Raw genomic sequence first — 22,956 nt, forward strand, 5'->3', positions numbered from 1 at the left:
GATGAGTTCCGAATCACCAGACGTACCCGACGACGTGGCGGATCGAGTGAAGAACGTGCGCGTGGACGAGGAGATGGAGCAGTCGTACATCGACTACGCGATGAGCGTCATCGCGGGGCGCGCGCTCCCGGACGTCCGGGACGGCCTCAAGCCCGTGCATCGTCGCATCCTCTACGCGATGCACGAGTCCGGCGTGACAAGCGGGTCGGGCCACCGGAAGTCATCGAACATCGTCGGGGACACCATGGGTGATTACCACCCACACGGCGACTCGCCGATCTACGACGCGCTGGTGCGGATGGCCCAGGACTTCTCGATGCGGTATCCGCTGGTCGACGGCCAGGGGAACTTCGGCAGCGTCGACGGCGACCCGGCCGCAGCGATGCGGTACACGGAGGCCCGGATGGCCCCCATCGCCGAGGAGCTGCTGACCGACATCGAGAAAGACACCGTCGCGTTCCAGGCCAACTACGACGACCGCCTGACCGAGCCGGCGGTGTTGCCGTCGTCGTTCCCCAACCTGCTGGTGAACGGCTCGTCGGGCATCGCCGTCGGCATGTCGACGAACGTCCCGCCGCACAACCTCGGGGAGGTCATCGACGCCACCATCCACCTCATCGACACCCCCGACTGCACGGTTCTGGATCTGATGGAGTACGTGAAGGGCCCGGACTTCCCGACGGCCGCAAACATCGTCGGGCGGGCGGACGTCAAGCAGGCCTACCAGACGGGCCGGGGTCGCGTGCGAATGCGCGCCGAATACCACGTCGAGAGCAACGGCCGCAGGGACAGCATCGTCATCACGGAGCTGCCCTACCAGCAGAACAAGTCAACGCTGGTCGAGCGCATCGCCGACGACGTCAGGGACGGCAAGCTGGAGGGGATCACGGACCTGCGGGACGAGTCCGACCGCAACGGCGTCCGCATCGTCATCGACCTCAAGCAGAAGGCCAACACCGACGTCGTGGAGAACCGGCTGCTCGAGAGCCACCTCGAGAAGACGTTCAGCGTCATCAACCTCGCGCTCGTCGACGGCGAGCCGAAGGTGTTGACGCTGAAAGAGCTGCTCGCGGAGTACGTCAGCCACCGCAAGGAGGTCGTGCGCCGCCGCAGCGAACACGACCTGGGGGAGGCAGAGGACCGCGCACACATCCTCGACGGCCGGCTGACGGCCTTGGAGAACGCGGACGAGGTCGTCGAGCTGATCCAGGACGCCGAGGACCGCGACGCCGCCAAGGAGACGCTGAAGTCGGCGTTCGACTTCTCGCAGGACCAGGCCGACCACATCGTGCGGATGCAACTGGGCAGCCTGACGTCCATGGAGGCGGCGGACATCGAATCCGAGTACGAGGACGTGACCGCGCGCATCGAGCGCCTCGAAGAGATCCTCGGCAGCGAGCAGGAGCTCCTCGACGTGATCAAAGACGAGCTCCGGGAGATCAAAACCCAGTACGCCGACGAGCGCCGCACGTCGTTCATCGAGGACACGGGCACGGTGGCCGACGAGGACCTCATCCCGGAGGAGGACACGGTGGTGGTGCTCAGCGAGGGCGACTACATCAAGCGCGTGCCCGCGGAGACGTTCGACGCCCAGCACCGCGGCGGGAAGGGGATCATCGGCTCCGATCTGAAGGACGGCGACCGCGTCTCGACGGTGTTCACGGCGAGCACCCACGACTACCTGCTGTGTTTCACCGACCAGGGCCAGGTCTACCGACTGAAGGTCTATCAGGTGCCGGAGATGTCTCGAACGGCGCGGGGAACGTCGGCGGTGAACATCCTCGATCTCGACGACGGAGAGGAGATCTCGGCGGTCGTCACCGCCGACGACCTCGACTTCGAGGCCGACGACGAGTATCTCACGATGGCGACCCGGAACGGCTACGTCAAGCGCACCAGCGTCGGCGAGTTCGGGAACATCCTCTCGACGGGGATCATCGCCATCGACCTGGAGGACGGCGACGCGCTCGCGGACGTCGAGGTGACCGACGGCAGCCACGACGTGATCCTCGGCAGCGAGGCGGGGATGGCGATCCGCTTCGACGAGGGCGACGTGCGCGCGATGGGGCGCAACGCGCGCGGCGTTCGCGGCATGGATCTGGACGCGGCCGACCGGATCGCCGGCGTCGCCGCGGTCGAATCCGAGGACGACCGCAGCCTCCTGACGGTCACCGAGTTCGGCTACGGCAAGCGCACCCGCATCGGCGAGTATCGCTCCCAGTCCCGGAACGGCAAGGGGCTGGTGGACATCAAGACGGGCGACCGGAACGGCGACGTCGTCTCCGTCGACGCGGTCGGCGACGACGACAGTCTCGTCGTGATGAGCGCGGACGGCCAGATCATCCAGATGCCCGTCGACGAGATCTCGACGGTGGGCCGGAACACGAAGGGCGTCAACATCATGGCCGTCGGGTCGGGCGACGAGGTTGCGGGGGTCTCCGTGCGCGCCGCCGACCAGGCCGACGGCGAAGAGTAGCGCCACGGCGACCGCGCTCGCGAACGCCGCCGCCCGGGAGACTGTTTCAGGAGCGTGTGGATGGCTGCCCCGCGAATAAACTGGAATCAACACCATCGCGGGTTTGAAGTGCGTCTGCGGCGAACGCCACGGCATGTCATCAATCGAGCTGACCGCTAGCCAGAAGACCGTCCTTCGCGCGCTCGTCGACCGCTACACCCAACAGGAGACCGCGGTGAAAGGCGAGGCGATCGCCGATGAGGTCGACCGCAACCCGGGGACGATCCGGAACCAGATGCAGAGCCTGAAAGCACTCCAGCTCGTCGAGGGTGTCCCGGGGCCGAAAGGTGGATACAAGCCAACAGTCGACGCCTACGAGGCGCTCGACATCCAGCAACTCGACTCGGCGGCCGAGGTGCCCGTGACCCACGAGGGCGAGGACATCACCGACGTGAACGTCAAGAAAGTGAACCTGACGAGCGTCCACCACCCCGAGCTGTGTCGGGCAGAAGTCCACTTCCGTGGCTCCATCCGGGACATCCACGACGGCGACAGCGTGATCGTTGGACCGACCCCGCTGTCGAAACTCCAGGTGTCAGGCACTGTCGACGGGAAAGACGACGCGAAAGGCGTCGTCATCCTGAAGATCGACGCGATGGAAGCCCCGGCAGACGAACCGGCGCACTGAGTCACTATCGCAGGCTTTGTATCACCGGCCCACCGAATCCTGGCTATGACCACGCGAGTCGTTGTTCTCGGTGCGGGGTACGCTGGTGCGGGGGCAATCGCAGGGCTCGAGTCCGAACTCGGCCCGGACGCGGAACTCGTCTGGGTGGCCGACACGGACTACCACCTCGTGTTGCACGAGGCCCACCGGGTGATCCGTGATCCGGGCGTCCAGGAGAAGATCACGATCCCCGTCGAGGACATCAAATCCCGAACCACGGAGTTCATCGAGGATTCGGTCACGGACATCGACACCGACGAGCGCAGCGTCTCGCTTGCGGACGGCGACGACGTCGCGTACGATTATCTCGTCGTCGGCATCGGCTCGGAGACCGCAACCTACGGCATCGAGGGGATGGCCGAACACCCACTGACGCTGAAGAGCCTCGACGACGCCATGGAGATCCACGAGCAGGTCCGGGAGGCCGCCCAGGACGCGACCCGTGACGACCCGGCGAACGTCGTCATCGGCGGCGCGGGGCTGTCCGGCATCCAGAGCGCGGGCGAGGTCGCGGAGTTCCGCGACCGCCACAACGCGCCGATCGATGTCACGCTCGTGGAGGCGCTGCCGGAGATCTTCCCGCCGGGCGACAGCGAGATCCAGGGCGCGCTCCGCCACCGGTTGGAGGACGCTGGCGTGACCATCCTCACCGACGACCCGATCACGGCGGCGTCCGAGGACGCCATCGAGTTCGACGAGCGGGACAGCCTCGACTACGACGTGTTCGTGTGGACCGGCGGCGTCACCGGGCCGAGCGAGCTCAGCGACGTGGAGATGGACGCCGAGCACAACCGCCTACAGGCGTCGTCGACGCTACAAGCCGACGACGAACGCGTGTTCGCCGTGGGTGACTGTTCGATGATCTCCCAGGGCGGTGACGACGTCGCGCCGCCGACGGCGCAGGCCGCCTGGCAGGCCGCCGACGTGGTCGCGCGCAACGTCGCGCGCGCCATGGAGGGGCGACCGTTGGAGACGTGGACCTACGAGGACCAGGGCACCCTGGTGTCGGTGGGTGAGACGGCGATCGCACACGACGTGGAGATGAGCGGGATCGCAGCGCCGATCCGGACGTTCGGGAACATGCCGGCGAAAGTGCTGAAGAAGGGCGCGGCGGCGCGCTGGATCGCGAAGATCACGTCGTGGTCGCGCGCGATGAAGGCGTGGGACGCACTGTAATCGAACAGTAACTTTCGAGTACCGGCACGACGAAGCACCGGTATGCCCTCCGGCCTAGTTGGACTCGCGTTCGGTGCGCTCGTCTCGGTAACACTCGTTTCGTTCGGTGCCTACATCGGCGCGCTCCGAGCGCTTGACGTGTACTTCTCAGATCAAGACAGCGTTTTCGTTTCGGACGACGCCGGGCCGCGTGAGTGATGGTCGGGTTAGCGCGCGACACGGTCGAACTGGAACCCCACGACTCGGCGTGGCACGACGCCTACAAGCGCGAGGCCCAGCGCCTCCGCGAACTCGTCGGCGACCGGGTGCTGGACTTCCAGCACGTGGGTAGCACCGCCGTCGACGGCCTGCCAGCGAAACCCGTCATCGACGTGCTCGCCGTCGTTGACGACGACTCGACTGCCGACGACCTCGCCGTGGTGCTGGCGGCTCACGGCTACGAGCACCGGCCGAACGACGACGTGCCCGATCGCGTGTTCCTCGCGAAGGGGCCGCGCTCGGAGCGCACGCATTACCTCTCGCTGGTCACTCGGGACAGCGACTGTTATCGCGAGCAGATCGCGTTCCGGGACGCCCTCCGCAGCAGCCCCGACCGCCGCGAGGAGTACGCCGAGTTGAAACGCGAACTGGCGGCCGAACACGCCGACGACCGGCGCGCGTACACGGCGGCGAAGAGTGCGTCCATCGAGCGCATGCTAGCGCTCGTGGACTCGGATTAGTCGAGGCTCATGCCAGCGTGCCACTGGTCGACGCCTGCCGCCGCCTTCCGCTGGTCCATTTTCGCGAGCAGGTGGACCGCCAGGCTCGCCGTTTCCGAAGCGGTGGACTCGCCCTCGGTGAGGAACTCGCCGGTCTCGCGGTTCGCGAACACCGAGCAGACGGCACCGGCGCGCAGGCCGTAGACGTTCGCGAGCGTGCAGATGGCGGCGGCCTCCATCTCGATGTTCTTCACGTTCGCGTCGCGGAGTTCGTCGAGCATTGCGTCGGCGCCGGGCGCGCGGAACCCCTCGAAGCCGTCGCGGCCCTGGCCGGCGTAGAAGGAGTCCGCAGACATCGTGAGCCCGACGTGGTAGTCGTGGCCGAGGCGTTCGGCGGCGGCGATCAGCGCGGCGACGACTTCGTGATCGGCGACTGCCGGGTAGTCCTCGCGCACGTACTCGTCGGTCGTGCCCTCTTGACGGACCGCGCCGCGCGTGATGACCAGGTCGCCGGGTTCCATGTCGGCCTGGAGCGCGCCACACGATCCGACGCGGATGAACGTGTCAGCGCCCGCCCGCGCGAGTTCTTCGACGGCGATGGCGGCCGACGGGGAGCCGATGCCCGTCGACGTGACGGAGATCGGCGTGCCGTCGTACGCGCCGGTCGCGGTGCGGTATTCGCGGTGGTGGGCCATCTCCTCGTGGTCGTCCCACAGCGGCGTGATGGTGTCGACTCGCTCCGGGTTCCCCGGCAACAACACGGCGTCAGCGATGTCCTCGGCGGCGACTTCCAGGTGGTATTGGACCTCGTCGTTGGGGTCCTCGCTCGTTCCGGGCATACACCCGCTTCGATGTGCGCCCGCAAAGTGTCTTGGTGTTCGCGCCCGCTGCGCTACGCGTCCAGGTTCGACGCCGTGATGGTGTCCGGCAGCAGCTCGCCGAGCGTGTACGTGACCACGCCGGCGGTGTCGTCGCCGCTGTCACAGAGGATCGTGAGGTCGTCGGCGGCGAACTCCGCGAGCGTCTGGCGGCACATGCCACACGGCGTCACCGCGTCCCGCTGGCTCGACGTGACCGCGAGGCGCTGGAAGTCGGTGTCGCCGGCGCTGACCGCCTTCCCGACGGCGACCTCCTCGGCGTGCAGGCTGTTCGAGTAGTTCGCGTTCTCGATGTTGCAGCCCGTGTAGACCGCGCCGCTTGCGGTGTCCAGTGCGGCCCCGACCTTGTACTCGGAGTACGGAACGTGGGCGGCCGCGGTTGCGTCACGGGCCGCCGCAAGGAGGTCATCGGTGTCCATACCACATGACAGTTCGAGCACGGACAAGAGTCCGGTGTTCCCGGCGCGGGTCAGCGGTCGTCGCCGGACTCGTAGTACTCGCCGGCCGCCTCCGGGATCCGGGTGCGACCCACGAGCACGAGCACCACGACGACCGTGACGTAGGGAATGACTTGGATCAGCTGGGAGGGCACCTCGTAGGGCGTGAACTGCTGGATGCCGATCTGGAGTGATTCCAGCCCGGAGAACAGCATCGCGGCCCCGAACGTCCCCAAGGGGTTGTAGTTCCCGAAGAGGTAGGTGGCGATCGCGATGAAGCCCTTGCCGTCGATCATCGTGGTGCCGTTGCCGACGAACGACCCGACGTGTCCGACCGAAAGCGCCGCGCCGCCCATGCCGGACAGCAGCCCCGAGACGAGCACGCTCGCGTACCGGACGCGATGCACGTTCACGCCCGCGGTGTCGAGGGCGTTGGGGTTCTCCCCGGAGGCCTCCACCCACCGCCCGAAGGCGGTGTGGTTGAGCACGTACCACGACACCGCGACCGCGCCGAACATCAGGTAGACGATGGGGTTGGCGCGCAACAGCACGTGGCCGACGTACGACAGGATGCCGACGCCGGAGTTCACGAACGCGTCGTGGAGGACCGGCACCGTCCACTCGCTGAAGCGGTTGATCGAGGTCGTGTTCTTGCCGCCGAACACGACCGAGGACGCGAACGGGGCGAGCCCGAGCGCCACCAGCCACACCGCGAGCCCGGCGATGATCTGGTCGGCCTCGTACTTGATGCAGACCACCGCGAACAGCCCCGCGAGCAACACGCTTGCGAGGACGCCGCCCGCGAACCCGGTCCACAGCGCGGCGCTGGTGGTTCCGCCCAGCGCCCACGCGACGAGCACCGCGGTGAACGAGGAGATGATGAGCAGTCCCTCCAGGCCGATATTGATGACGCCCGACTTCTCGGCGAAGATGCCGCCCAGCGCCGCCAGCGTGATGGGGACCGCGAGCCGGAGCGCGATCTCCGCCATGATTGGGCGGGACGCGATGCCGAGGAGTTCCCCGGCGACGCTGCCCGGGAACACCACGCCGAGCGCGACGACGACGGCGGCGAGCCCGCCGAGCGCGGCCATGAGGGTGCCGCGGTCCGGCTTACGCATCGACGTCACCCCCGACGCCGAGGCGGCCGCCAAGCAGCCTGAAGAACTCGGGCATCGCGACGAACAGGATGATGAGTCCGCGGAGCACGTCCACCAGCGCCGGCGGAACGTTCGTCCCGAACCCGATGGCAGCGGACCCGCTTTTGAGCACGCCGAACAGGAGCGCGGCGAACCCGACGCCGAGCGGGTTGTTGCCGGCGAGGATGGAGACGGTGATGCCGTCGAACCCGAGCTGTGGGAGGTTCGAGAGCCACCGCCCCTGTACCATCAGCACGAGCATCGCGCCCGAAATACCCCCGAGCGCGCCCGAAATGCCCATGCTCGTGACCATCGTGCGTTTCTCCTTGACGCCGCCGTAGGCGGCCGCCTCGGGCTGCGAGCCGCTGGTGCGGAGGTCGTACCCGAACGAGGTGCGCGCGAGCAGATACGCGACGCCGACGACGAGCGCCACCGCGAACAGCAGGCCGAGGAGGCTGAAGTTGTCCCGTGGTTGGAACCCGAAGGGGACGTTGGGGATCCGGGCGGCGGCCGGAATGGTGGCGGTCTGCACCAGCGAGCTGTCGGCGGGCGTGAACCACGTCGACACCGCGACGTACGCGAGGTTGGCGGCCACGAAGTTCAGCATGATCGTGGTGATCACCTCGTTGGCGTCGGCGTACGCTTTCAGCGCGCCGGGGATCGCTCCCCAGACGCCGCCCGCGAGTGCGCCCGCGACGATGCCGACGGGGACGAGCACGAGCGTCCCGACAACGCCACCCGGAACGAGTGGGGCGGCGTAAACGGTGGCGAGTGCGGCGGCGAGCGCGCCCAGGAGCAACTGCCCCTGCACCCCGATGTTGAACATGCCCGCGCGGAACGACACCGCGACCGCGAGCCCGGTGAACACCAGCAGCGTCGTGGACCGGAGCAGCGACGCCACCCGGAAATCCAGGGGCGTCCAGGTGCCGGTCCCGAACAACACCTGCTCGGGGTGGCCGATCGCGCCGAGGAACAGCTCGCTGTAGACCGCAAACGGATCGTAACACGACGGCGTCCGCACGCCGAAGATGGTGGGGTGCGTGGTGCACGAGGCCGCCAACCCGGCGAGCGTGACGATCACGAAGCCGACGGCGACCGCGAGCACGAGCGCGGCGACGCTGATGACGAGGCGTTCTTTCACCGATGCGTCGACAAGCCGGGCGATCGCGCGCCGCCATCGTGGTGTGTCCTGGCTCATTGTTCCTCCGGGTGTTGGCCGGCCATCAGGAGGCCGAGTGCTTCTTCGGTCACGGTGTCGGGGTCGACTTCGTCCATGACGCGGCCCTCGTACAGCACCGCGAGGCGGTCCGAGAGGCTCGTCACTTCGTCGAGTTTCGAGGACACCAACAGCACCGCAGTCCCCTCGTCGCGGAGCTCAAGCAGGCGCTCGCGGATGAACTCCGTCGAGCCGATGTCGACGCCCCGCGTCGGATGCATGACGACGACGAGATCGGGGTCGCGTTCGAACTCGCGGCCCACGATGAACTTCTGTTGGTTGCCCCCGGACAGCGAGGCGGCGGTGGCGTCGGCGTCGCGCGGCCGCACGTCGTAGGTGTCGATGACGTCGGTGGCGTGCGTGCGCGCCGACTGCCAGTCGATGCGGCTCCCGGTGGTGAACGCGGGGGCGCGCTGGCTCCCGAGGATGCCGTTGGCGACGAGGTCCGAATCCATCACGAGGCCGCGCTCGTGGCGGTCCTCGGGCACGTACGCCATCCCGGCCTCGATGTGGTGGCGGCGGGAACGCTGGGTCACGTCCTCGCCGTCGAAGGTCACGGCCCCGGCGTCGGGGACGCGCAGCCCGGTGATCGCTTCGACGAGTTCGGCCTGCCCGTTGCCGTCGACGCCCGCGATGCCGTACACTTCTCCGGCGCGAACGCGCATGGACACGTCGGCGACGCGGTCGATGCCGTCCCCGTCGGTCACTGTGAGCGAGTCCACGTCGAGCACCGTGTCGCCGGGCGTGCCGGCGTCGGCGTCGATGTCGAGTAAGACCTCGCGTCCGACCATCAGCTCGGCGAGCTCTTCGCGGGTGGTGTCCGCGGTCGGCAGTGCGCCGACGGTCTTGCCGTCACGCAGAACGGTCACGTCGTCGGCGGCGTGCAGCGCCTCCCCGAGCTTGTGCGTGATGAAGATGATCGTCTTCCCCTCGGCGGTGAGTTCCCCGAGCACCTCGAAGAGGTCATCCACCTCCTGGGGTGTGAGCACAGCGGTCGGTTCGTCGAGGATGAGCACGTCAGCCCCCCGGTAGAGGGCTTTCAGGATTTCGACGCGCTGCTGGACGCCGACGCTGACGTCCGCGACGCGTGCGGTGGGGTCCACGTCGAAGCCGTACCGGTCACAGAGGTCGTCGACGGCGGCCCGAGCGGCCTCGCGGTCCACGCGCAGCCCCCGCCACTTTCGGGGTTCGTTGCCCAGGACGACGTTCTCGGCGACGGTCATCGAGTCCACGAGCATGAAATGCTGGTGGATCATCCCGATGCCCGCGTCGATGGCGTCCCGGGGCGAGTCGAACGCCCGTTCGGTGCCGTCTACGGACACCGTCCCTTCGTCGGGCTCGTACAGCCCGTAGAGGACGTTCATCAGTGTGGTTTTGCCAGCGCCGTTCTCGCCGAGCAGCGCGTGGACGGTTCCCTCTTCGACGGTCAGCGTGACGTCGTCGTTGGCCACGACGCCGGGAAATCGCTTCGTGATTCCCGACAGGGAAATCGAAGTCATCAGTGTGGTCGGGTGTCGGTGCGGCTACGGCTCCGTCGGGACGTCGATGTCCCCGGCGATGAGTTCAGTGCGACTCTTCGAGACGGCGTCTTTGACCGACTGCGGGATCTCGGCGCCGAGCTGGTCGCCGTAGACCGCCACGACGCCGTCGTCTTCGAGCCCGAGGCGGGTCGTCTCCCCGCCCGCGAAGTTCCCGTTGGCGACCGCGTTGATGGCGTCGTAGACGGCGGTGTCGACGCGCTTGACCATGCTCGCGAGGACGATGTCGGCGAAATCCGACTTGGTGACGGACTGATCGCGGTCCACGCCGATGGCGAACCGGCCGATGTCCTGTGCGGCGCGGAACACGCCATCGCCGGTCGCAGCGGACGCGTGGTAGATGATGTCCGCCCCGGAGTTGAACATCGACCGTGCCTGTGACTGGCCCGCCGACGGGTCGTTGAAGCTGCCGACGTACGACGACAGCACGTCGATGTCCTCGCTGACGTCGTTCACGCCGGCGGTGAACCCGGCCTCGAACTTCTTGATGAGCGGGGTTTCTATGCCGCCCACGAACCCGACCGTGGCGGCGTCGGGGTTGGTCGCGCCGCTGCCCGCGCTGAACTCGCGCTGGGTGAGCAGCCCCGCCAGCTCGCCCACGAGGTAGGAGCCCGCTTCCTCGCGGAACCGGTAGCTCGCGACGTTGTCCTGGTCGACGGTTTCGTCGACGAGCGCCCACCGCTGGTCGGGGAAGTCAGCGGCGTTCGTCGCCAGTGCGTCCTTCTGTGCGTACCCCACACAGTTCACCAGATCGAAGCTGCCGTCCTGGGCGTACTGCTGTTGGTCGGTTGCGAACTCGGAGTTGCTCTCGGGTTGGGACTCCTCGTACGTGATGTCCAGCTCCGCTTTCGCCTGTTCGAGGCCTTGTTTGGCTTGGTCGTTGAACGAGCCGTCGCCGAGACCCCCAGTCCCGTACACCGTGCCGACCTTCGTGGTGTCGCCGCCGCCGCCGCCACTACTACAACCTGCGACCAGCGATGCGCCAACTGTTCCCCCCGCTAGTTTCAGGAATTCCCGTCGGTCGAAATCGGCCATGCGTGCCAATGTTGAGGGTGACAAGTTATGATAAACGTGCCGCTTTCGCCAGCTACTGTGGCCGATTTCGACATATGTGTGTGGCTGTTGTCCGCGACGCGATCAGACGTCGCTGACGGTCGACGCCACGACGTCGGTAACGGCGTCGACGAGCTCGTCGACGTCGCTGCTCTCGGCGTACACGCGGACGTACGGTTCGGTCCCGCTGGGGCGCACCAGCGTCCAGGATCCGTCGGCGAACGCGAGCCGGACGCCGTACTCGGTTTCCACGTCGGCGTCCGGGTGGGCGTCGGGCAGCCGGTCCGCGACGGCGTCCATCACGGCGGCTTTCTTCTCGTCCGGGCAGTCGACGCTGACCTTCCGGTAGGGGCGCTCTGTCACCGGATCGCGGAGCGGCGCGAGACCGCCGGCGTCGGCGACCAGCCGCGACAGCACTGCGGCGGACGTGACGCCGTCGATCCAACCGCCGAACGCGGTGTGGATGTGCTTCCAGGGTTCGGCCGCGAACACGACGTCGCCGCCGTCGTCGCGGGCCGCGGCGATGCCCTCGTGGAGCGCCCCCAACTGGACGCGCTCGACGCGCCCGCCGGCCGCCGTGACCCGGTCGTCGATGCGGCCGCTGGCGTTCGGCGTGGTCACCACGACCGGATCGGCGGCGTCGCTGGTCCGCGTGTAGTGGTCGGCGAGGATCGCGACGATGGTGTCCTCGTGGACGATGTCACCGTCGCCGTCGACGATGACGATGCGGTCGGCGTCGCCGTCGTGGGCGATCCCGAACGCCGCGTCACCGGTGGCGACGAACTCCCGAAGGTCGGTGACCGTCTCGGGCGTTGGTTTGCTCGGCCGCCCGGGGAAATGCCCGTCGACGTTGGCGTTCAGCGTGACGACGTGCGCGCCGAGCGCCCGCAGGACGTGGGGGGTGGCGACCGCAGCGACGCCGTTGCCACAGTCCACCGCGACCGTGGTCCCGTCGAGGGGCGCGCCGTGGTCGCGCGCGAACGCCTCGACGGCCGCCCGGTAGTCGGGGCGCACCGTCGCCGACTCCGCGCTGCCCCACTCCGCCCACGCGGCGTACTCCGTGTCAGCCGCCACCCGCGTTTCGATGGCGCGCTCGGCGTCGCTGTCGTACTCCCGGCCGTCCGCAAACAGCTTGATGCCGTTGTCCGACGGCGGGTTGTGGCTGGCGGTCACCTGGATGCCGCGTCGCCCCCGGCTCGCGTACGCCAGCGCCGGGGTCGGTAACACGCCGCCGCGGATCACGCGCGCACCGCCGGCGGCCAGCCCCGCAGTGACCGCGGCGATCAGTGCCGGGCCGGTTTCGCGGCCGTCCCGGGAGACGACGAACTCCGGCGTGTCGCCGGGCGCGGTGGTTGCGGCGGCGGTGCCGACAGCCAGGGCCAGCTGTGGCGTGACCGTCTCGACCGCGTCCCCCCTGATTCCTGCCGTCCCGAACAGCTCGACACGACCGTCGTCGGTGTCGTCCATGCGCGACGCCAGCGCGCCCGCACACTTAGCTATCCCTATCTGGGGTTAGAGTTCGACACCGCTGGGGATCAGGCTGCGCCCCCGCAGGAGGTCGCCGTCGCTGCTGTAGACGAGGAACGTGGCTTTCTCGTGGACAACCAGCTCCGTGCCGTCGACCCGGATCTCGACGCGGTACCGCCCGTCGGCGTCGCGTGCGGCGTCGGATTCGCCGTACCGCCGGGCGGCACGGACGAACTGTGTGACGTCGTCGGCGGCGACGTTCAGTTCGAGGATGAAATCACCGGTGACGCGGTTCGTGACCGAAACGACGCCCGCGGCGTCGGTGTCGTCGGCGGCGTCCGTGAGCCGGAACGCCGCGTCCGTCTCCGTGGCTTCCAGTACCGCCCCCGTGGTGTCGGTGAGGCGGTCCCGGAGCGCGTCAGTATCGCCCGTGAACTCGATCACGACCGTCGGCTGTTTCGGTTTGCCGCCGTTCGCAACCCAGTCGACGTTTGACACGTCGAGTTCGAAATAATCCCGGCGCATTCCCTACATGCGTCTTGGGCGGACAGGGAAATGAACGTAACGCTCGTTCGCTGACAGCAACCCCGGACTTCCCCAGCGGGAGTGATCGCGTGTCAATTTGAATCGCGTGCCGTGGTGAAGTTATCCCACGACGTTAGGGTTTTCAGGGTTCGGCGACTCTCAGTGCTGACAACATGGCGGTCGGGACACTCGACTGGATCGGACTGTTCGCACCGTTCGTCGCCTACCTCGTGGCGCTGGTGGTGTACTACGTTTGGGAGGGGCGCCGCGAGCGGCGGCTCCGAGAGCGATACGGGCTCACGGGTGACCACAGTGAGTAACGCGCTCGCCGGGAGCGCGAACGCGTGGGTGCTGGGCGCGTTCGCCGCCTACCTCGTGGTGCTGATTGGGATCGGCGTCTGGGCGAGTCGCTTCATGGACTCCGTGGGGGATTACGTCATCGGCGGCCGCGACGTGGGCCCGGTTGTGACGGGGTTCTCCGAGCGCGCCTCGGAGATGAGCGGCTGGCTCACGCTCGGCGTGCCCGGTGACGCCTACACCACGGGCATTATGGCGTTCTACAACGGCGTCGGCATGATCCCCGCGGACCTCGCGGCGTGGGCGGGGTTGGCCAAGCGCCTCCGGAAGTACAGCGAGATCGTGCGCGCGGTGACGCTGCCGACGTTTTTCGCGACCCGACTCAACGACGACACCGGCGTCGTGAAGGCGGTGTCGTCGTTCGTGTTGATCGTCTTCGAGGGGAGCTACGTCGGCGCGCAGATCGTCGCCGCCGGCACGCTGTTGCGCGTGCTCACAGGCGTCGACATGTGGGTGGGCATCGTTGCGGGCGGCGTCATCGTCGTCGGGTACACGATGCTCGGCGGCTACTTCGCGGTGGCGTGGTCGGATTACTTCCAGGGCGCGATCATCCTCGCGGCGTTCGCGATCCTGCCGATCATCGCGTACGCCACTTGGGGGCTGCCGTTCGCCGACCTCGCGGCGATGGACAACGGCGCGTCGCTGACGAGCATCACCGGCGGCGCGACCGGTTGGGCGGCGCTGTTCGGCATCATCTCGTACGCCGCGGTCGGGCTGGGCATCCCCGGGAACCCACACATCATGGTGCGGTTCATGGGGATCGACCGCGTGCGCAACGTCCGCACCGCGGCGGTCGTCGCACAGCTGTTCATGTTCGTCGCGTACATCGGCGCTGCGCTGGTGGGACTGTACGCACTCACGCAGTTCGGCGGCCTCGAAAACACCGACAACGCGATGCCGCTGGTGACGCTGGAACTGCTGCCGAGCGCGGTCGCCGGCGTCGTGTTGGCGGCGGCGCTGGCCGCGATGATGTCGAGTGCGGACTCACAGCTGTTGGTCGCGACGAGCGCCGTCGTCGAGGACGTCTACCACGGCTTCCTGAACGAGCAGGCGACGGAAGCCCAGCTGGTGCGGTACTCGCGGTACGTCACGCTCGCGATCGGGTTCGCGTCCATCGGGTTCGCGTACGTCGCCCGGAACACGCCGATCTACGAGCTGGTGTTGAACTACGCGTGGGGCGGGCTGGGCGCGGCGCTGGGGCCGTTGTTGATCGCCGTGCTGTGGTGGCGCCGCGTCACCGCGGCGGGCGCAGTCGCGAGCATGGTCACGGGCACGGCGACGATGATCCTGTGGACGCAGTGGCCCACCATTCTGGGGGCGGAGACGGTCAACAGCTTCCACCCAGCAGTGTCGGGGATGCTGACCGTGTACGGGCTGTTCCCGGCGTTCGTGGTGTCCGCGGTCGTGCTCGTGGTTGTGTCGCTGTTGACAACGCCGCCCGACCAGGACGACGTTTCGGAGGCGTTCGACATGATGCATCGGCCGTTGGCGGCGATCACGGACGACGACGGCGACGGCAGCGAGTACGCCACCGACGGCGGGCGTCCCGATCCGGCGCCGATCACTGAACACGACAGCATCCGGTCCCACGTCGCCGACACCGACTACTGGACGGATGACGACTGACGGCGACCGGTCGATCCCATCGGTCCCCGCGGGTGACGACGACCAACGGGTCCGCGAGCGCGCCACGCTGGACGTGATCGCGCCCGCGATCAGCCGTGATGAGGTGACTGCAACCGGGCGTGTCGGCGCGGTCGCGTATCCGTATCTCGTCTACCGCGCCACGGCCACGATCAGCCGGCGGTTCCTCGGCGACCGCGACACCGAGTACGTCGTCAGCCTCGACCGCGCGCGCAGGCTCCCGCTGCGCGCGGACATCCATCCCGAAACGACCACCCGAACGCTTGCCGACGTGCTCGTGGTGCCGCCCGCCGTGGACCGCGAGCAGTCCCGGGCGCTGGCGCGCGACGCCGTCTTCAAGTGGACGCTGCGGTCGTATTCGCTGGGTGCCGCCCCCGAGATCGAGCTGTCGGCGCCGGTCGCGGCGCACAAGCTGTTCTGGCTGGCGACCCGCGACGGCGGCGACGTGATCGTGGACAGCGTCACCGGCGACGAGCGCCCGCTGGCACCGTAGCGCGCCGGCGAGCACGCCCGACCAGAACATCTTCAACCCGGTGGCTGCTAGCCACTGCATACTGACCCCATGACGACAGCACAGCACGCGACCGCCGTGCCCGCGGGTGAGACGCCGGCAGCCGTCTGCGAGTACTGCCAGCGCCCCTTCCCGTCGGCAACGCGGCTGACCTTACACAAGGGCACCGACCACCCACAGCGCATCGACGACGCCGAACGGGCGGCCTTCCAAGACGCATACCTGGCCGAAGAAGACGACTTGCGGTCGTTCCGCCTCCGAGCGCTGGCAGTGCTGGTGCTCGTGTACTTCGGGTTCTTGATCATGTATGCCATCCTCGCCTGACTGGGAGGGTGTCGGGCGCGTGCTGCGAACGCCGGCGGTCCGCATCGGCGCGCAGTTCGTGGTGTGGTGTGTGGCGCTGGCGGCGCTGGCGGGCACCGTTGGGGCGTCCAACGGCCTCACGCTCTCGAAGTCCCCCAAAGACACCTTGGCGGTGCCGCGGTGGTTGTACCTCGCGACCGGCGGCGCGACGATCGGGGCGTCGGCGTTGCTCGCGAGTTTCGTCACCGACCGCGCGTTCATCGCGCGCCTCGACGACTGGTCGTACCCGCTGCCGTCGGCCGGCCGACTGCGCCGGCTGGCCGTGTGGGGCGGCCGGACGCTCGGCGTGGTCGTGCTCGTGTTGGCGGTGTACCTCGGGTTCACCGGGCCGGCGCTCCCGACCGCGAGCTTCACGATCCTGATCGCGTTCGCCGGCGGGCGGGCCGCGCTCCCGATCCTGTCGTACGTCGTGGGCAACGTGTGGCCGATCCTGAACCCGTGGCGCGCGATCGCGACCGTGCTCCCGTCGGGGTTCATCACGTATCCGGCGTCCCTCCAGCGGTGGCCGGCCGTCTGTGGACTGCTCGCGTTGGTCTGGGTGGAAGTCGTGTTCCCGATCAGCACGGTGCCGTCGGTGCTGGCAACGGTGTTGGTGGTGTACTCCGTGGTGACCGTCGCCGGCGCGGTGCTGGTCGGGCCGGAGGCGTGGTTCCACAACGCCGACCCGGTGTCGGTGATGCTGCGGTGTTACGGGGCCGTCGGGATCGTGCAGCGATACCCCGACCGGGTGCGGGCCGTGCTCCCCGGCAGCCGGCTCCAAGACCCCGACGTCGTCACGGACCGCTCGGACATCGCGTTCGTCATCGGGCTCGTCTGGGAGCTGACCTACAGCGGGTTCATCACGACGACAGCCGGCGACACGACGATCCGAACGCTCACAGCCGTGCTGCCGGCCGGCTCCACCACCAACCGCGCGATCGTCGTGTACACGGCGGTGTTCCTCGCCGGCTACGCCGTGTTCTTGGGCGCGTACCTGTACGCGGGCCGGTGGTCGCGCCGGCTCTCGGGGACGTATCTCACCAGCAGAGCGCTCGCGGTGCGGTTCGCGCCGCCGCTGTTGGCGGTCGCGGCCGGCTACCACCTGGCACACTACGCCACACTGGCCGTCTCGCTGGCCCCCGCGATGGTTGCCGTCAGCGCGTCGCCGCTGGTGCCGCCGCCGAACCCCGTGGTGTTGTCACCGCCGGGCTGGTTCAACGCCGCCAGCATCGCGTTCGTGCTCGCGGGGCACCTGCTGGCGGTGTGGGCCGCACACACCGCCGCCTACGACGTGTTCCCGCGGCGGCTGGTTGCCATCAAAAGCCAGTACCCGTTCGTGCTCGTGATGATCGGGTACACCGTCGTCAGCCTGTGGCTGCTGTCGCTTCAGGGTGCCGTGCCGCCGTTCGTGGGGTAGGATACCGTGGCCGTGCCGCCGGCGGCCCGGAACGCGGTCTCGTAGCCGTCGTGGCGCGCGAGCTGCGGCGGCGTGTCGACGGTGATCGTGAGTGTCTCGCCGCCCGCAAGCCCCTCGACCGGCGCGCCGTAGTAGGCACCGAGGTCGGGGTCGATCGAGGGGGCCAGCGCGCCGTCGAAGCGCGTGACACCGCTGGCGTCGGTCGCGGTCAGTGACAGCGCCATCCGCGGAAGGAGAATGCGGTTGTACGGGGTGCGTGGGGACACCACCACGTACGGCTGGCCGTCGGCACCGAACCGCGCGCCGTCGCGCACCACGGACACCGCCAGCTCCATGCCGTCGACGGATGGCGCTCCGAGGACCGTGCCGGGCAGCGCCGACTCCGCGGGCGCAACCGGCTCCGGCACCCCGTCCGTCGACATCAAATCGACGGTCCCCGGGTCACCGGCCCGGTCGCGGAGGCGTCGGTATTCGAGGTTGTAGGTGTCCGCCGGGTCGAACGTGAACGGGATGGTCGTGGACGCGCCGGTATCGAACGCGTCGCCGAACGGCGCGGTGCGCGTGATGCCGACCGGGCCGACTGTGAGCGTGGCGTCGTACGTCCCCGACCCCGGGAGCGCGACGTTGTCCCCGTAGTGGAACCCCATGTTCGGGGAGAGCATCGGCCAGAGCGTCGTGGTGCCGACAGTCGCACCGTCGTCGTCAGTGATCGTGATGGAGGGATCCACCGGCAGGATCGCCCCGGAGTCGGTGTCCCAGACGGTCGCCATCAGGTGGACGGTGTCCTCGGCGTCGACGACCACCTTGGTCTGTGCGGTGCCGGTGACCGTCCAGAACCGGTGTGGGAACGAGTGCATGAGCGCGAACCCGACGCGACCGCTGCTGTCAGTGCCGTAGACGCTCATGCCTTCGACGACCGCCGGATAGTACACGCTGTCCGGGCGGTCCTCGGCGAGCGGCGGGTCGCGCCACGCCGACTGGCGCTCGAAGCCAAGCGCGCCGAGGCAGCCTGCGAGCGCGGCGGTGCTTCCAAGCCCGGCGCTTGCGGTGAGGAACGCGCGGCGGTTCATACGCGTGCTACGGGCACCGGCGGAGGTATGCGTTCCGGTCCAACACTGGCCACGCCGGCGGGGGCGTGCCAGCCGGCACCACGTTTATTGGTCTGACACCCCAGGAGGCAGGCATGGACGACGGGGCGTTCGACGCGTCGCGGTCGGCAGCGCGAATGCGGGACGCGGACGCCGCGCTCACCGGGCTCCGGGAGCGCTTCGAGCCGCCCGGCGACGGCGTCGCGTTGACCGCCGCGACGCTCGGGGCCCACGGTGACGACGCAGCGGCGACACTGCAGCGGGCGGTCGACCAGTGGCGCGCCCGTGGCGACGGGGCGTGGACCAACGCCGAGCCGGCGTGGGCCGACTACGCCGAGCTGCTGGGGGATCGCGTGGCGGGACTCATCGGCGCGAAGCCGTCGGAGTGTGTCGCCGCCGGCGGGTCGCCGAGGACGATTGCGCGCCGGCTCGTCGCCGGGTTCCGGCGTGCCGCCGACGGCGACACCGTGGTGGTCCCCGAGGGTGCCGCGGGTGCCACCGGCGAGGAGCCGGCCAGCCCCGTCGTGACCGTGGCTGCGGACAGCGCCGGTGCCATCACGCCGGCCGCGGTCGCGGACGCAGTCACCGACGACACGGCGGTCGTGTACCTGCCGTCCGTGCGCCCGTGGACGGGCCAACTGCTCGCTGTCGACGCGATCACCGAGATCGCGCACAGTCACGGCGCGTACGTCGGCTTTGATCTGGCGCACTCGGCGGGCGTGGTCGACCACACGCTCCACCGCAGCGGCGTCGATTTCGGGGTGTGGTCCAGTCACCGCTACCTGAACGCCGGCCCGGGTGCCGTCGCCGGGCTGTTCGTTCACGACGACAACGCCGACATCTCCGCGCCGGCGCGCACGGCGTGGCTGACCCCCGACGACCCACCGTCCACGGGGGCGGCCGCCTCCCACGCCGCCGAGTGGCAACACACACCGGTCGACGTGTACGCCGCCGCGCCGCTGTTCGGCGCGCTGGACGTGGGTACGGCGGTCGGGATCACTGAGCTCCGCGCACACTCGGTGGCGTTGACGTGGTACGTGATCGGGCTGGTGGACGCCCACGTGCCGGACTGCCACGTGCGGTCGCCGCGTGCGGCCGAGCGCCGCGGTGGCCACGTCGCGCTCACCCACCCCAACGCCGAGAGCGTCGCGCGCGCCCTCGATGCGCGCGGCGTTGCGGTCGACGTTCGGCCGCCGGACGTGCTGCGGGTGGCGCCGTCGCCGTACTACGTCAGCCACGAGGACATCTGGGTGGCCGTAGACGAACTCGAAACCGTGCTCTCGACGGCCGCCCACGAGCAGCCCCCGGACACCGACGCGAACCCGCCGTAGTCGTCCTACGTCCGGAAGGGCGCGCCCGGCGGCGTGCCGTCGGTGCGGAACTCGAAGCGCGCCCCGCCGTCGGCGCTGTCGGTGAGCGTGACCCGCCACCCGTGTGCGTCCGCGACGTTCTCGACGATGGCCAACCCGAACCCGGTTCCCGTGTCGCTGAACGTCGTCCCGGATTCGAAGACCACGTCGCGTCGGTCCGGCGGCACGCCGACGCCGTCGTCAGCAACGTAGAACCCGGGGCCGTCGGCGTCCGGGAGCGCGCCGACGGTCACGGTGATCGGGGCGCCGTCGACCGGCGGCTCGCCCGCATCGGGGCGTCCGTGCTCGACGGCGTTCCGGAAGAGGTTCTCGAGCAGGGACCGGAGCCGGGTCGGGTCGGCTTGGACCGTCGGTGGGTCCGCGACCTCGATGGTGGCGGCGGTCGTGGCCACGGTCTGCCAGGCGTCCGTGGCGGCCTCGGCAAGCGCCACCGCGGTGGTGTCGTCGAGGCTGTTGCCGTGGCGCGCCAGCGCCAACACGTCCTCGATGAGCGTGCCCATGCGGTCGAGGGCCTGCGTGGCGCGGTCGAAGTGCTCGCTGGCACCCGTCTCTTCGGCCAACTCGACCCGCCCGCGGGCCACGTTCAGTGGGCTGCGGAGGTCGTGGCTGACGATGCTCGCGAACTCCTCCAAGCGCTCGTTCTGGCGTTCGAGCTCGCGCTCGCGTTCCTTGCGGTCCGTGATGTCGGTGTAGACGGCGAAGCCGTGCACGCTGGGGTCGGCCAGTCGGAACGGCGCGACGTCAAGCAGGAAGTCGCGGACGCCGTCGGTGATCCGGCGCTGGACCTCGACGTTGACCGTCTCCCCGGCTTTCATCTTCCGGTTGTACGCCGCGGCGTCCCTGCGGGTGTCCGCGGGGACGATGTACTCGTCGATGTTCTCGCCCGCGAGATCCGCTTCCGTCCACCCGAACACCGTCTCGAAGGCGTCGTTGACCGACTGCACGATGGGGGCACCGTCCTCGATGACGAAGCTCGCCGTGGGGCTGGGGACGTTCTCGAACAGGGCGTGCAGCCGGTTGCGCTCCCTGCGGAGGTCGGTCTCCCGGTCGCGGAGGTGGCGCGCGTGGCGCGCGTGATCGAGGGCGGCGGTGGCGTTCGCCGCCAGGATGCCGGCGAGGTCGCGGTCCAGCCGCGACAGAACGCCCGAGCGTTCGGCGCCGACGATGAGGACGCCGTGGTCACCGAGCGGGAGCAGGTACTCCTCTTGGATCTTCGTCCGAGCGTTGGCGACGTTCGGGTGGGAGGGCACCTCGGTCACCCACCGTGGGGTGCCGTCGGTGTAGACCTCCCAGGCGATGCTGTCGCCGGCTTCCAACGCCGGGAGATCGGTGCCGGTGACGGCGTCGGCCGCAGCGGCGGGCACGAGCGCGTCCGCGTCCGCGAAGAACAGGCCCACGTGGGGCAGGTCGATGAGCGCCGTTGCGGCGTCGATCACGATCGACGCGATCGCTTCCCGGTCTTCGGTGTCGAACATCCGGCGGGTGGCGTCGTGGAGGCTCGTCAGCGCGCGCTCGCGCTCCACGTGCTCGGTGACGTCCCGCAGCTCCGCGAACGCGTCGACGCCGTCGGCCGCCGGCAGCGGATGGACGATGACCGTGACCACCGTGTCCGTCGCGGTCACCGTCGTGGTGATCCTGCGGCTGCTGTTGCCCGGCGCGAACGCGTCGGCCGCCGCGTCCACGAGCGTTGGGAGGCGGTGCCCACACAGCCCGGGTGCCGGCAACTCGAACAGCGCGTTCGCCGACTCGTTGGCGTGCGTGATCGCGGTCGGAGTGCCGTCTTCGATGCCGTACAGGACGAGGGCGTCGTCGGCTGCCTCGAAGAGGGCGTGGAAGCGCTGCTCGCTGGCCTCGGCGCGGCGCTGGGCGTCGAGGCGCTGGATCGCGCTCGTGGCGTGGGCGGCGAGCTGCGTGAGCACTGCCACGGCGTCGTCGTCGCCGCCGGCGGGGGGCTGGAACACCTGCACGACTGCGTGGTCGTCGACCGGCACCGTGACCGCGTCGCGAGCGGTGGTGCGGACGACGGTCCCGGAGTCCAGGGCGCGGGCCGCCGGCTGGGTGGCCAGCGTCTCGGGACCGGCGTCGCCGGTCCACCCGTGGACCGATAGCCCGTCGGCGGCGGCGGTGGCGACGCAGGCGGGAGCCGCGACCGCATCGTCGACCGCCTCGACGAGCGCGTCGAAAACGCGGTCCACGCTGGTCGCGGTGGTGATTGCGGCCGCGGACTCCAGGACGGTGGCGGCATCCCGTCGGCTACCCGTCATCAGTGTCGCCGTCGGGACCCGATAGCTGCCGGAACAGCACCTCGTAGTCCGCGTCGTCGAAGTCCGCGACGACGTCGTCGAGGTCGTCCCGGAGGCTCGCGAGGTCCGATTCCAGGGCGGAGAACTCCGCGGAGTCGGTGATCGTCGGGTCGTCCGACTCCGAGAGGAGTGCTTGCTTGCGCGCTGCCGCGAAGAACTCGGCGACGGTGTCGTCGTACGTCGACCGGCGCTGCAACCGTCCAACCGTCTCAAGCAGCGTGTCCCTGTCGACTGGCTTCTGGAGGTAGTCGTCGAACCCGAGGTCGATGATGTCTAACTCCGGTTCGACTGCGGTGACCATTGCGACCCGGCATTCGATCCCGCGCTCGCGGAGTTCGTCGAGCACGTCGTCGCCGGACACGTCCGGCATCTGGCGGTCGAGCAGTGCCACATCGATGGTGGGGTCGATGGCGTCGATCGCCTCAGTTCCGCTGTACGCCGTTTTGACGTCGTAGTCGTCTTCGAGCCAGATTGTGTATAAATCTGCGAGCCCGCGTTCGTCGTCGACAACGAGCACAGTGGTGTCGTGCTCGTCCGTCGTAGCATCCGTGTCGGCATCACTCATTGTTGGAAACTCGTTCCGGTGTCTCATGCGGTGATGGGAGTGAACGTATTTAT

Annotated in this window: 22 protein-coding genes; 11 read left to right on the plus strand and 11 right to left on the minus strand. The window is 69.0% G+C overall.

The window, feature by feature from the left end; genetic code table 11:
* The first annotated feature begins 1 nt into the window (after position 1).
* From gyrA to JT689_RS04935, 5 genes are all read left to right on the plus strand, one after another.
* Positions 2-2,476, plus strand: coding sequence for a DNA gyrase subunit A (gene gyrA, locus JT689_RS04915; RefSeq protein ID WP_205251666.1), 2,475 nt, complete (start codon positions 2-4; stop codon positions 2,474-2,476).
* A 133-nt stretch (positions 2,477-2,609) separates the two neighbouring features.
* On the plus strand, positions 2,610-3,143 hold the full coding sequence (locus JT689_RS04920) for an Rrf2 family transcriptional regulator (protein WP_010902626.1): 534 nt from the start codon (positions 2,610-2,612) through the stop codon (positions 3,141-3,143).
* Between the two features lie 45 nt (positions 3,144-3,188).
* Complete coding sequence (locus JT689_RS04925; protein WP_205251667.1) at positions 3,189-4,358, plus strand: NAD(P)/FAD-dependent oxidoreductase; 1,170 nt, start codon at positions 3,189-3,191, stop codon at positions 4,356-4,358.
* Between the two features lie 42 nt (positions 4,359-4,400).
* The gene (locus JT689_RS04930; protein ID WP_205251668.1) at positions 4,401-4,556 is read left to right on the plus strand and encodes a hypothetical protein; all 156 of its coding nucleotides are present in this window, start codon (positions 4,401-4,403) and stop codon (positions 4,554-4,556) included.
* On the plus strand, positions 4,556-5,077 hold the full coding sequence (locus JT689_RS04935) for a GrpB family protein (protein WP_205251669.1): 522 nt from the start codon (positions 4,556-4,558) through the stop codon (positions 5,075-5,077). The genes JT689_RS04930 and JT689_RS04935 overlap by 1 nt, the downstream gene beginning before the upstream one ends.
* On the opposite strand, the gene JT689_RS04940 is transcribed toward JT689_RS04935, so the two are convergent.
* From JT689_RS04940 to JT689_RS04975, 8 genes are all read right to left on the minus strand, one after another.
* Complete coding sequence (locus tag JT689_RS04940; protein ID WP_010902630.1) at positions 5,074-5,895, minus strand: nucleoside phosphorylase; 822 nt, start codon at positions 5,893-5,895, stop codon at positions 5,074-5,076. The two genes, JT689_RS04935 and JT689_RS04940, sit on opposite strands and share 4 nt — an antisense overlap.
* A 53-nt stretch (positions 5,896-5,948) precedes the next feature.
* The gene (gene cdd / locus JT689_RS04945; RefSeq protein WP_010902631.1) at positions 5,949-6,353 is read right to left on the minus strand and encodes a cytidine deaminase; all 405 of its coding nucleotides are present in this window, start codon (positions 6,351-6,353) and stop codon (positions 5,949-5,951) included.
* Between the two features lie 50 nt (positions 6,354-6,403).
* The gene (locus JT689_RS04950; RefSeq protein WP_136361262.1) at positions 6,404-7,489 is read right to left on the minus strand and encodes an ABC transporter permease; all 1,086 of its coding nucleotides are present in this window, start codon (positions 7,487-7,489) and stop codon (positions 6,404-6,406) included.
* On the minus strand, positions 7,482-8,705 hold the full coding sequence (locus tag JT689_RS04955; protein ID WP_010902633.1) for an ABC transporter permease: 1,224 nt from the start codon (positions 8,703-8,705) through the stop codon (positions 7,482-7,484). Before JT689_RS04955 ends, JT689_RS04950 begins: the two co-directional genes overlap by 8 nt.
* A complete protein-coding gene (locus tag JT689_RS04960) occupies positions 8,702-10,222 on the minus strand; it encodes an ABC transporter ATP-binding protein (RefSeq protein ID WP_010902634.1) in 1,521 nt (506 codons plus the stop codon). Before JT689_RS04960 ends, JT689_RS04955 begins: the two co-directional genes overlap by 4 nt.
* 24 nt (positions 10,223-10,246) lie before the next feature.
* On the minus strand, positions 10,247-11,296 hold the full coding sequence (locus JT689_RS04965; protein WP_205251670.1) for a BMP family protein: 1,050 nt from the start codon (positions 11,294-11,296) through the stop codon (positions 10,247-10,249).
* A gap of 102 nt (positions 11,297-11,398) precedes the next feature.
* Positions 11,399-12,781 carry a phosphopentomutase/phosphoglucosamine mutase gene (locus tag JT689_RS04970; RefSeq protein ID WP_205251671.1) on the minus strand — a complete coding sequence of 461 codons (1,383 nt, stop codon included), beginning with the start codon at positions 12,779-12,781 and terminating at the stop codon, positions 11,399-11,401.
* Between the two features lie 45 nt (positions 12,782-12,826).
* The gene (locus JT689_RS04975; protein WP_010902637.1) at positions 12,827-13,306 is read right to left on the minus strand and encodes a DUF5793 family protein; all 480 of its coding nucleotides are present in this window, start codon (positions 13,304-13,306) and stop codon (positions 12,827-12,829) included.
* 173 nt (positions 13,307-13,479) lie between these two features.
* Here JT689_RS04975 and JT689_RS04980 point away from each other — a divergent pair, with 173 nt between their 5' ends.
* From JT689_RS04980 to JT689_RS05000, 5 genes are all read left to right on the plus strand, one after another.
* A complete protein-coding gene (locus JT689_RS04980; RefSeq protein ID WP_010902638.1) occupies positions 13,480-13,626 on the plus strand; it encodes a hypothetical protein in 147 nt (48 codons plus the stop codon).
* A gap of 94 nt (positions 13,627-13,720) precedes the next feature.
* Positions 13,721-15,289 (plus strand): sodium/proline symporter, encoded by a 1,569-nt coding sequence (locus tag JT689_RS04985; protein ID WP_268824235.1) that lies wholly within the window; start codon positions 13,721-13,723, stop codon positions 15,287-15,289.
* Positions 15,279-15,800 (plus strand): hypothetical protein, encoded by a 522-nt coding sequence (locus JT689_RS04990; RefSeq protein ID WP_205251673.1) that lies wholly within the window; start codon positions 15,279-15,281, stop codon positions 15,798-15,800. Before JT689_RS04985 ends, JT689_RS04990 begins: the two co-directional genes overlap by 11 nt.
* Positions 15,801-15,869: 69 nt before the next feature.
* Complete coding sequence (locus tag JT689_RS04995; RefSeq protein WP_010902641.1) at positions 15,870-16,142, plus strand: hypothetical protein; 273 nt, start codon at positions 15,870-15,872, stop codon at positions 16,140-16,142.
* A complete protein-coding gene (locus tag JT689_RS05000; RefSeq protein WP_205251674.1) occupies positions 16,126-17,577 on the plus strand; it encodes a hypothetical protein in 1,452 nt (483 codons plus the stop codon). The genes JT689_RS04995 and JT689_RS05000 overlap by 17 nt, the downstream gene beginning before the upstream one ends.
* Here the strand turns inward: JT689_RS05000 and JT689_RS05005 are convergent.
* Positions 17,547-18,647, minus strand: a complete 1,101-nt coding sequence (locus JT689_RS05005) for an iron transporter (RefSeq protein WP_205251675.1) — start codon at positions 18,645-18,647, stop codon at positions 17,547-17,549. The two genes, JT689_RS05000 and JT689_RS05005, sit on opposite strands and share 31 nt — an antisense overlap.
* Before the next feature lie 113 nt (positions 18,648-18,760).
* On the opposite strand from JT689_RS05005, the gene JT689_RS05010 reads away from it, so the two are divergent.
* The gene (locus JT689_RS05010) at positions 18,761-19,996 is read left to right on the plus strand and encodes an aminotransferase class V-fold PLP-dependent enzyme (RefSeq protein WP_229373414.1); all 1,236 of its coding nucleotides are present in this window, start codon (positions 18,761-18,763) and stop codon (positions 19,994-19,996) included.
* Positions 19,997-20,001: 5 nt separating this feature from the next.
* On the opposite strand, the gene JT689_RS05015 is transcribed toward JT689_RS05010, so the two are convergent.
* The gene (locus JT689_RS05015) at positions 20,002-22,299 is read right to left on the minus strand and encodes an ATP-binding protein (protein ID WP_205251676.1); all 2,298 of its coding nucleotides are present in this window, start codon (positions 22,297-22,299) and stop codon (positions 20,002-20,004) included.
* The gene (locus tag JT689_RS05020; RefSeq protein ID WP_205251677.1) at positions 22,289-22,903 is read right to left on the minus strand and encodes a response regulator; all 615 of its coding nucleotides are present in this window, start codon (positions 22,901-22,903) and stop codon (positions 22,289-22,291) included. Before JT689_RS05020 ends, JT689_RS05015 begins: the two co-directional genes overlap by 11 nt.
* Between the last annotated feature and the right edge of the window lie 53 nt (positions 22,904-22,956).

It is taken from the genome of Halobacterium sp. GSL-19 (genome assembly GCF_016917855.1).
GTDB classification, from domain to species: domain Archaea; phylum Halobacteriota; class Halobacteria; order Halobacteriales; family Halobacteriaceae; genus Halobacterium; species Halobacterium salinarum.

What these genes read in the sequence shown, in the direction of transcription:
- gyrA (WP_205251666.1), top strand. Translation starts at nt 2, where the DNA reads ATGAGTTCCGAATCACCAGACGTACCCGACGACGTGGCGGATCGAGTG.
- JT689_RS04920 (WP_010902626.1), top strand. Translation starts at nt 2,610, where the DNA reads ATGTCATCAATCGAGCTGACCGCTAGCCAGAAGACCGTCCTTCGCGCG.
- JT689_RS04925 (WP_205251667.1), top strand. Translation starts at nt 3,189, where the DNA reads ATGACCACGCGAGTCGTTGTTCTCGGTGCGGGGTACGCTGGTGCGGGG.
- JT689_RS04930 (WP_205251668.1), top strand. Translation starts at nt 4,401, where the DNA reads ATGCCCTCCGGCCTAGTTGGACTCGCGTTCGGTGCGCTCGTCTCGGTA.
- JT689_RS04935 (WP_205251669.1), top strand. Translation starts at nt 4,556, where the DNA reads ATGGTCGGGTTAGCGCGCGACACGGTCGAACTGGAACCCCACGACTCG.
- JT689_RS04940 (WP_010902630.1), bottom strand. Translation starts at nt 5,895, where the DNA reads ATGCCCGGAACGAGCGAGGACCCCAACGACGAGGTCCAATACCACCTG.
- cdd (WP_010902631.1), bottom strand. Translation starts at nt 6,353, where the DNA reads ATGGACACCGATGACCTCCTTGCGGCGGCCCGTGACGCAACCGCGGCC.
- JT689_RS04950 (WP_136361262.1), bottom strand. Translation starts at nt 7,489, where the DNA reads ATGCGTAAGCCGGACCGCGGCACCCTCATGGCCGCGCTCGGCGGGCTC.
- JT689_RS04955 (WP_010902633.1), bottom strand. Translation starts at nt 8,705, where the DNA reads ATGAGCCAGGACACACCACGATGGCGGCGCGCGATCGCCCGGCTTGTC.
- JT689_RS04960 (WP_010902634.1), bottom strand. Translation starts at nt 10,222, where the DNA reads ATGACTTCGATTTCCCTGTCGGGAATCACGAAGCGATTTCCCGGCGTC.
- JT689_RS04965 (WP_205251670.1), bottom strand. Translation starts at nt 11,296, where the DNA reads ATGGCCGATTTCGACCGACGGGAATTCCTGAAACTAGCGGGGGGAACA.
- JT689_RS04970 (WP_205251671.1), bottom strand. Translation starts at nt 12,781, where the DNA reads ATGGACGACACCGACGACGGTCGTGTCGAGCTGTTCGGGACGGCAGGA.
- JT689_RS04975 (WP_010902637.1), bottom strand. Translation starts at nt 13,306, where the DNA reads ATGCGCCGGGATTATTTCGAACTCGACGTGTCAAACGTCGACTGGGTT.
- JT689_RS04980 (WP_010902638.1), top strand. Translation starts at nt 13,480, where the DNA reads ATGGCGGTCGGGACACTCGACTGGATCGGACTGTTCGCACCGTTCGTC.
- JT689_RS04985 (WP_268824235.1), top strand. Translation starts at nt 13,721, where the DNA reads ATGGACTCCGTGGGGGATTACGTCATCGGCGGCCGCGACGTGGGCCCG.
- JT689_RS04990 (WP_205251673.1), top strand. Translation starts at nt 15,279, where the DNA reads ATGACGACTGACGGCGACCGGTCGATCCCATCGGTCCCCGCGGGTGAC.
- JT689_RS04995 (WP_010902641.1), top strand. Translation starts at nt 15,870, where the DNA reads ATGACGACAGCACAGCACGCGACCGCCGTGCCCGCGGGTGAGACGCCG.
- JT689_RS05000 (WP_205251674.1), top strand. Translation starts at nt 16,126, where the DNA reads ATGCCATCCTCGCCTGACTGGGAGGGTGTCGGGCGCGTGCTGCGAACG.
- JT689_RS05005 (WP_205251675.1), bottom strand. Translation starts at nt 18,647, where the DNA reads ATGAACCGCCGCGCGTTCCTCACCGCAAGCGCCGGGCTTGGAAGCACC.
- JT689_RS05010 (WP_229373414.1), top strand. Translation starts at nt 18,761, where the DNA reads ATGGACGACGGGGCGTTCGACGCGTCGCGGTCGGCAGCGCGAATGCGG.
- JT689_RS05015 (WP_205251676.1), bottom strand. Translation starts at nt 22,299, where the DNA reads ATGACGGGTAGCCGACGGGATGCCGCCACCGTCCTGGAGTCCGCGGCC.
- JT689_RS05020 (WP_205251677.1), bottom strand. Translation starts at nt 22,903, where the DNA reads ATGAGTGATGCCGACACGGATGCTACGACGGACGAGCACGACACCACT.